We start from the raw sequence: 8048 nt of genomic DNA on the forward strand, positions 1-8048 counted from the left end.
ACTACGCCAAGCAGCTCAGGGCTCTGCGGTTCAAAACGCCGTTCGAAGCCATCCGACAGATCAGCGAGACAAAGCCGGAAATCTTCAGCCGATCGCCAAGCCATGACATGCTGGGACCAAACACCTAGCGTCGGTCACTGGTGGCCGGAGGAAACACCCGCGCCTATCGCAGAAGCTCTGACGAAGTTCTGAGCGGACCTGCCACAGCCGGGAAAAACTCAGTGAAAGAGGGCTACTTTCAAACTGCCTGTTCGAGCGGGGCGGCCGCGCTTTAAAACTCACGGAAGAGGATCGTGCTTTGTTCGAACGAACGAGTGCGCTGCTGACCGACCTCGAAGAAACCACGTCAGCCATCGCATCGGGTGGGCATACCCCACGCGGCCGCTTACGGATCAGCGCGCCGCTTCTCTTCTCCCAGACCGCGATGGGAAAGCTCGCCGCGGAGTTCGCGCTGAAGCATCCAGAGGTCCGGCTCGAAGTCACGACTGAAGACCGGGCCGTCGACATGGTGGAGGAAGGCTACGACCTGGCGATCCGGGTCAATCCCGACCCGGACGAGAGCCTTGTCGGACGGATCTTCCTTCGCGACCGGATGGTGATGGTGGCAAGTCCGCAGGTGAGACCGTCGAGCGATGGATTCCCCGTTCCCGCCGTCGTTCGCGGGTTGGCCAAGCCCGTGGAATCCTGGACGGTCACCACAGCGGCGGGGAAAGCCAGCATCACAGTCCAGCCATCCCTTTCTCCGTCGTCGCTTCTCATGATCCGCGACGCCGTCCGAATGGGAGTCGGTGCTGCCAGGCTTCCAATTTCGCTTGTCGGTCGCGATTTGGCCGCCGGCACACTCGTCAACTGGGGTGATGTTGAAGGTCCCGAGATTGCGCTATGGGCCCTCTATCCCAGCCGTTGGTTGCTGAACGCCCGCGTATCGGCCTTCCTGGACCATCTAAAGGGATCGTTCCCGCAAGAGACGCCTAATGAATTGGCGAACTACCTCAAGGTTTGATCGTCGTCCCCGACGATTCCTAGCCATGCTCCACGTCTTCGCGTTCACAACCTGAAGCGCGCCCCCGCAGTCATGCTTGGTCGTGGTGGCGAGCGTCGCCGTCGCTTCGGTAGTTCTGACGCGCAATGTAACGATACGACGTCGAAGGGATGATAAGGCGGGAGCGCCTTCTTGGATGTGCGGAAGTCGCCGAAGTTTCTTACGCTATCGACTTCTGAACATGTACATAAACGGTCACGAAGGCACATACCCGTTTGCCGTTATGGCAATTACCGAATTGCTACAATATCGATCATATGCCATTTTATCTCTGTATAATTCTGATGCTGGAGCTAATATGAGAAAGTCAGTCGATCTTCGGGTTGGGGCTTATGGGCGAATGGTTCTTCCGAAAGCACTGCGTCAAGCTATGGGATTGACTGGAGATACAAAAGTGATCGCAACCGTCGAAGGCAACGAGCTTCGCCTGACGCCGATTCTGCACGGGGCATTGCGCGCGCAGGAGCTTTATCGACGTTATGCCATGTCAGAGCGGACGGTCGATGATTTCCTCGCTGAACGGCGATCCGAAGCCGATGCCGAAGAAGCGACCAGCACGACGAAGAACAGCTGATGGCCGTCGTCGTTCTCGATGCATCGGCTATCCTCGCATTCATTCGGAATGAAAAAGGCGCCGATCGAGTTTTGCCTCATATCGGCGATGGGGTGGTCTCTGCGGTGAATCTGCAGGAGGTCGTCAAGGAACTGGCACTGGTCGGGATGGCCGGCGATGAAATCCGCGAAATTATCGACGACCTCCGTCTCGATGTCCGCGGTCACGACGAGGCTGCGGCTTACGCCTCGGGCATGCTCGCCGCGCGAACGCGGCAGTACGGGCGAGGTCTTGGCGATCTCAGTTGCATGGCGCTTGGTCTTAACTTGAGCGCAACGGTTCTAACCGCAGACCGGGAATGGAAGAAGGTGGAGATCGACGGTCTCAAGCTCGAACATATCCGCTGAGAAGCGTTCGCCGGAGATCGGAGACCGTGTTCTTCAAGCGACCTTTGTCGCTTTCCGACCAATCATCAACATTTGGAACGACTCTCGCCTTCTCCGAAAGCAGTCATTCGTTTTTTGTCGACTTTCGGCTTCAGGGGTCCTAAACGGACCGGCAGCTTTCAGGCGGACAAGGATGAAGGCTGCCATTCCGCCCACAGATCGATCGTCAGCAAATCACAAGACTGCCTGATGGTCCGCTTTTAGTATACCTCAAGCAGACCAGCCTATATTGAATGTTTTGTTCCGCGTTGAATCGCGCTCGCCGTATGAGGGTGGTCAAGCGCTCCCGCGGAAGCGAACGATCAACGCTGTGACTCCCGTGGATGGTGCTATTTTGATGAACGTCTTGAAGCTTGGCAACTCGATGTTCGATGAGTCAGAAGCTGGGCGATTACGTTCTGGACGTGCCGGTTTGGTCGATCAGAACTCTTCCCAATTGTCTTCTAGGGCCTTCAGGGCAGCGTTTCCCTGAGCGGTCGGGCGCATCTGCACCACCGGCCGAGACTTCGCCGTGGGTGCCGCCGCGGACGAGCGCGCCGCGTTGCGCGAGGCGATCGTCGCCTGGCCGCCCGCGCTCGCCAACTTGAACTCGGCAATCAGGCGCCCGAGTTCGTCCGTCTCCGCCGACAGCGACTGGGCCGCAGCCGTTGCCTGCCCCACCATCGCCGCGTTCTGCTGGGTGACTTTGTCCATCTGGTCGGCGGCGGTGGAGACCTCCTTCAGGGACACCGCCTGCTCGCGCGCCCGGCGCGCGATCTCCGCCACATTGCGGCTGACGTTGGAAACCTCGATGATAATCTCGTCCAGCGAACGACCGGACGCCGAGACGAACTCGACGCCCGCCTCCACCTGCGCGCTCGAGGTCGAGACCAGGTCCTTGATCTCCTTGGCCGCCTCCGCCGAGCGCTGCGAGAGCCCGCGCACCTCCTGCGCGACCACCGCGAAGCCGCGGCCCGCCTCGCCCGCACGCGCCGCCTCCACGCCCGCGTTCAGGGCCAGGAGGTTGGTCTGGAAGGCGATCTCGTCGATCACGCCGATGATCTTGCCGATCTTTTCGGACGACTGCTCGATGCCGCGCATTGCCTCTACGGCCTTGCCGACGATCTCACCGCCCTTCGCGGCGTTCTTGTTGGCGCTCTCGGCTGATTCCTGGGCACGGCCAGCATCCTGCGCCGTCTCGTTGACGGCACGCGTCACCTCCGCCAGCGCCGCCACCGTCTCCTCCAGGCTCGCGGCCTGCTGCTCGGTACGCTGCGCCAGGTCGTTAGAGGCGACGTTGATTTCTCCGAGGCCCATGCGGATCGAGCCGATCGACGACACGACCGAGCCAAAGGTCGCCTCCAGCTTACCGACCGTCTCGTTGAACTGCTCACGGATCGGTTCGTACTGCGCCGCCACCGGCCTTTCCATGCGCACTGTCAGATCCCCCTGTGACAGATATCCGAAGCCCGTCTCGATCGAATCGACGAACTGCTGAAGATCGGATTGCATTCGACGGTCAGCCACCGCGATCCGGTCGCGCTCGGCGTCCTGTTCGGAACGCAGGGACACTGCCTCACTCTCCAGGCGAACCTGCTCGATCGCAGCCAGCCGGAAGCGATCGACGGCTCCGGCCATCTGGCCGACTTCGTCGCCGCGACCAAGCGAAGGAACGTCAATGTCACGATTGCCCGCCAAGAGGTCTGCCATTGTGTCACGGAGCCGGACGATCGGTGCCGAGATGTTTCGAGTCAGCGCCCAGCCGAGGAGTCCGCCGAGTAAAAGCAACAGTCCGACGCCGAGAAGCATTTTCGTCAGACCGGCTTGGTACGCATCGTTCTGAAATCGGGAATAGCCTTCAGCGCGCTCCAAAAGGGCGGCTGTGAGGCCGTCGATGTCCGCTTCGAGCGGATTGATCAGAGCATTCGCTGCAGGCGATCGGGTCAGCGCAACCGCCTGCGACATCGTATCGGGACTTCCAGCGAGACGGATGGCCTCGTCGAGAATCTGCTGACGCCAAGTTGTCATTCCCGTATCAATCGTGTCGAGACGTTCGAGAAGTGCCGGATCGCTTGTCAATTCGCGAAGCTTGGACGCCTCCTGCTGAAAGCTCGCGTAATAATCTCGTAGGTTTTGAACGTAGGAGGGGTCGGGGTAAAGGAGATATCCACGCAAACTCAACTCCTGACGTGCGACCAGCGCTCTCATCATGAGGGTCTCGCGGATCTGGAGGTTGGTCTGTCGGTATTCCAGGCGAGTCTGCTCGCTACCGGACATCTGGTAGTAGACGGCCCCGCCCATCGCAGCGGCTCCCACTACCATCGCGAGGAAACTCGCGCCGATCTTCTTACCCAAGCCAATGTTCGAAATGCGCACGATCATCCCCTCGATTGTTCAACGACGAGTTAAATCGGAATGACGACTCGCGTATTTCCGATCATTTCATTGCGAACCAAACGTAGTATGTACAAATTTAGATGGGATTTACGAAACTGCGCCTCGTGTAACTGTGAGCTTGCAGACTTCAGTAAAATAGCTGTGAGGCGGTGTATAAGAACTGGAATACGGTGCGCGAGTAGGCTGCTGTGGCATACAGCATGCGTGGGGCGCTAGGGTCAGGACTCATTGTTTTGCGCGACAGCGTCTGATTCAGGCTCCGTCAGGGGGACTGGATATGAGTGATTTGTTTTGGCTGACGGACGAGCAGATGGAGCGCCTGCGGCCGTTCTTTCCCAAAGGCCACGGCAGGCCACGGGTCGATGACCGGCGCGTGTTGAGCGGGATCATCTTCGTCAACCGCAACGGGCTGCGCTGGCGGGATGCGCCCAAGGACTATGGGCCCGCGAAGACGTTGTATAATCGCTGGAAGCATTGGGGCGAGATGGGCGTCTTTCATCGGATGATGGGGGGCTGGCCGCAGCCGCCGCCGAGCGGAAGACGATCATGATCGACGCGACCTACCAGAAGGCGCACCGCACGGCATCGAGTCTGGCAGTCAAAACGTATGGCCCGCCCCTGTTGCAAGCAGTTATTGGTTAAGGGCGTGAGCAGTCTGCACAAACGTATCCGGCATGTCGGTCGTGCCGCTGCCAAGATGGAGATCCGCGCGTTCTGATCCTCATAAAGGGGCCGGCTTCGAAGAGCCATTTTGCGCCGGAGGTTTTCAGAACGCCGATCGACTGTCAGGCCATCTTCCTTTCACCACTCGCAGTTCATCGGTTCCGGCACTGAAGCCGAAAACCGATTCCGTCAGACCGTCTGCGGTCGCACCTCGTAGGAGCAGGCGTTCCGAAGGAGCGCCCAGACGATCCGTGCCATCTTCGCCGCGAGAGCGACGACGACGGTGTTGGGATGCGCCCTTGTCAAAAGACCGCGAAGCCATGCTCCGACGACCGTATCCATGCCGCGCAGGGTCGGCATCGCCGCACGTGCACCTTGGATCAGCATCTTGCGCAGATACTTGGAACCACGTTTGGTGATCCCCAAAAGTTTCGGCTTGCCGCCGGTCGTCACCTGTCGCGGAACAAGTCCGAGCCAGGCCGCCAGGTCTCGTCCCCTCGAGAAGGTCGCGGCATCTCCCACCGCAGCCACGAGTGCTGTTGCATTGAGAGGGCCGATGCCGGGGATCGTCGTCAGCCGTTTGGCGCGTTCGTCGTTTCTGGCCATCGCGGCGAATTCCGCGTCGAAGGCGGCGACCCGCCCGTCCAGTTCGTCCCAGCGCCTGCGCATGTCCGCCAATAGGAATCTCATGCGAGCGCCGAGCCTATCAGTCTCGCCTTCGAGCAGATCCGCCAACGCCAAACGCAACTTCGCGTGCCCTTGAGCGACGACGTGACCGCGCTCCAGAAGCAGACTTCTGATCTGGTTCGTCAACGATGTACGGTCGCCAACGAGCCGGTCGCGAACCCGGTGTAGAGTTTGAACGTCCAGCTGTTCCTCACTCTTCAGAGCGACGAACCGCATGGTCGGCCGCGTCGCAGCTTCCGCGATCGCTTCGGCATCGCGGTCGTCGTTTTTCTGTGCCTTTACGTAAGGGCGGACATATTCCGGCGACATCAGACGAATGTCGTGACCCTGCTCCTGCATGGTCCGACCGGCGTGATGGGCTCCGCAGCACGCTTCCATCGCGATCACGCAAGAGGGAAGCTTCGCCGTGAAGGCGATCAAGTTCTCGCGCCGCACCCGACGTCTCATGACGACCGCGCCGGCTTCATCGAAACCAACGAGGCTGCAACTGTTCTTGCCGAGATCAATGCCCAGGATCATGATGCTCATGGTTCGCTCCTTCCTATTCAGACATCGGCAAACCTACACGGAAGCCGGAGGAAGGGGCGGGCCATCCATAAAGGGGGCCTTGGTCGCCTGATCGGCCGCACAAAAGGCGGCATGAACACCAAGTTGCACGCTGTGGCAGATGCCAATGGTCGCCCGCTCAGCTTCTTCATGACCGCCGGGCCGGTCAGCGACTACACCGGGGCGGCAGCGCTTCTGGACGAGTTGCCCAAGGCGCAATGGCTGCTCGGTGATCGCGGCTACGATGCCGACTGGTTCCGGGACGCTCTTGAGGCGAAGGGCATCAAGCCCTGCATTTCAGGCCGAAAGTCCCAAAATGCATCGGTGCGCCACGACAAACGTGTCAATGCCGACTGAATTTTCCTCAGAAGCGCCGAAGTAAAATTCCCCAGTTCGGCCGTTCAGCCCATCATGGCGAGGGGGTCGATACGAGGCGGTCGCCCTCGTCGACGTTTCGGCTGCGTTTGGAGCGGTGGTGCGATGGTTGCCTTCGAGCGGACGTGTTCGGGCGTGAGCTCGGCGTGCTGACGAAGTCGATAGCTCGATCCCTCGATCTGCATGACGACGGCGTGATGCAGCAGGCGGTCGAGCAGTGCGGTGGCGACGACCGGATCACCGAAGACGTTGCCCCATTCGGCGAAGCCTCGATTGGACGTCAGGATCATCGCGCCGCGCTCGTAGCGGGCGTTGACGAGTTGGAAGAAGAGGTTGCCACCACCCGTGACGACAGGGAGGTAGCCGATCTCGTCGACGATCAGCAGCGAAGGCCGACAGAAGAAGCGGGTCTTCTCCTGAAGCCGGCCTTCCCGTTCGGCGCGGGCAAGCGCGGCGATGAGATCGGCGAGCGTGGTGAAGTAAACGCTTCGTCCGGCTTTGACGGCCTCCACACCGAGGACGGTCGCCAAGTGGCTCTTACCGGTGCCGGGCGGTCCGAGGAAGTGGACGACCTCGCAGCGTTCGACGAAGCCGAGTTGGGCGAGCGCGAGAATGCGGTCGCGATCGAGCGAAGGTTGGAAGGAGAAGTCGAAGCCGGCGAGCGTCTTGATCGTCGCCAGGCGCCCCATTCTGAGCGCTGTCTTGATCCGGCTGTTCTCACGAAGCGTCAGCTCTTCGGCGAGCAGGATGTCGATCGCCTCGAGGGCGGTGATCTCGCCCTGTTCGAGCCGGCGCACGAGATGATCGAGGGCTTCCAGCGCCCGCGGCATCTTCAGTCCGACGAGCTCGCGCCGGATGCGATCGATCGTCGAAGGGGTCTGGTCGAGCGGGCCGGTCATCATCGACCCGCCTGCGCCAGCTTTTGGGCGACGGCGTCGTAGAATGCGAGGGAACGCTGGGCGACGACATCGCCGGCGCCGCGCACGAGAATATCCTCGGTGGGACACTGCAACCGCTTTCGGAACGAATAGGCTCGATGGCCCGGTGCTACACGGCGCTGCTTACGGCCTTCCAGTATCGGATGAGCGGCGATCAGAACGCCGTCCTCGAAGATCTGGACCTCGTCGGCGAGCTTGTACACCTCCACGACCCGGCGACGCGTGGCGTCCGGAACGCTGTAGAAGTTGCCGTCGACGCTGACCATGCCGTACCGACTGAGGCGGCGCTCGAGCTGGGCGTGTCGCAAACTTTTCAGTTTAACGCTCTGGTGACCGTGTTCGTTGTTTTTCGAGCTCTCATTGACGGAGAGCTCGCCATGATCCTGAACACAGTCGCCGAGAAGCTGAAGCGGCAGTCGAAG

6 protein-coding genes and 3 pseudogenes are annotated in these 8048 nt (G+C 60.6%); 5 read left to right on the forward strand and 4 right to left on the reverse strand.

The features are described from left to right. Positions 1-247 precede the first annotated feature (247 nt). From DYI37_RS19545 to DYI37_RS19555, 3 genes and pseudogenes are all read left to right on the forward strand, one after another. Positions 248-1003, forward strand: a pseudogene (locus DYI37_RS19545) (substrate binding domain-containing protein); the annotation flags it as partial. Between the two features lie 337 nt (positions 1004-1340). Continuing rightward, a complete protein-coding gene (locus DYI37_RS19550; RefSeq protein ID WP_116684956.1) occupies positions 1341-1616 on the forward strand; it encodes an AbrB/MazE/SpoVT family DNA-binding domain-containing protein in 276 nt (91 codons plus the stop codon). After that, the gene (locus DYI37_RS19555; protein ID WP_116684957.1) at positions 1616-2002 is read left to right on the forward strand and encodes a type II toxin-antitoxin system VapC family toxin; all 387 of its coding nucleotides are present in this window, start codon (positions 1616-1618) and stop codon (positions 2000-2002) included. The genes DYI37_RS19550 and DYI37_RS19555 overlap by 1 nt, the downstream gene beginning before the upstream one ends. Before the next feature lie 459 nt (positions 2003-2461). On the opposite strand, the gene DYI37_RS19560 is transcribed toward DYI37_RS19555, so the two are convergent. Beyond that, a complete protein-coding gene (locus DYI37_RS19560) occupies positions 2462-4402 on the reverse strand; it encodes a HAMP domain-containing methyl-accepting chemotaxis protein (RefSeq protein ID WP_245414019.1) in 1941 nt (646 codons plus the stop codon). A gap of 292 nt (positions 4403-4694) precedes the next feature. Between DYI37_RS19560 and DYI37_RS19565 the strand changes: the two are divergent. Next, positions 4695-5029, forward strand: a pseudogene (locus tag DYI37_RS19565) (transposase); the annotation flags it as partial. 240 nt (positions 5030-5269) lie between these two features. Here DYI37_RS19565 and DYI37_RS19570 read toward each other — a convergent pair. After that, the gene (locus tag DYI37_RS19570; RefSeq protein ID WP_116684958.1) at positions 5270-6295 is read right to left on the reverse strand and encodes an IS110 family RNA-guided transposase; all 1026 of its coding nucleotides are present in this window, start codon (positions 6293-6295) and stop codon (positions 5270-5272) included. 63 nt (positions 6296-6358) lie between these two features. Here DYI37_RS19570 and DYI37_RS19575 point away from each other — a divergent pair. Then, positions 6359-6655, forward strand: a pseudogene (locus DYI37_RS19575) (transposase); the annotation flags it as partial. A gap of 59 nt (positions 6656-6714) precedes the next feature. On the opposite strand, the gene istB reads toward DYI37_RS19575, so the two are convergent. Both istB and DYI37_RS20090 read right to left on the reverse strand, forming a co-directional pair. After that, positions 6715-7587, reverse strand: coding sequence for an IS21-like element helper ATPase IstB (istB, locus tag DYI37_RS19580; protein WP_116684960.1), 873 nt, complete (start codon positions 7585-7587; stop codon positions 6715-6717). Further along, a partial coding sequence (locus tag DYI37_RS20090; protein ID WP_425365065.1) for a Mu transposase domain-containing protein occupies positions 7587-8048 on the reverse strand: 462 nt, incomplete at its 5' end. The genes istB and DYI37_RS20090, both read right to left, overlap by 1 nt.

It is taken from the genome of Fulvimarina endophytica (assembly GCF_003403015.1).
GTDB classification, from domain to species: Bacteria; Pseudomonadota; Alphaproteobacteria; order Rhizobiales; family Rhizobiaceae; genus Fulvimarina; species Fulvimarina endophytica.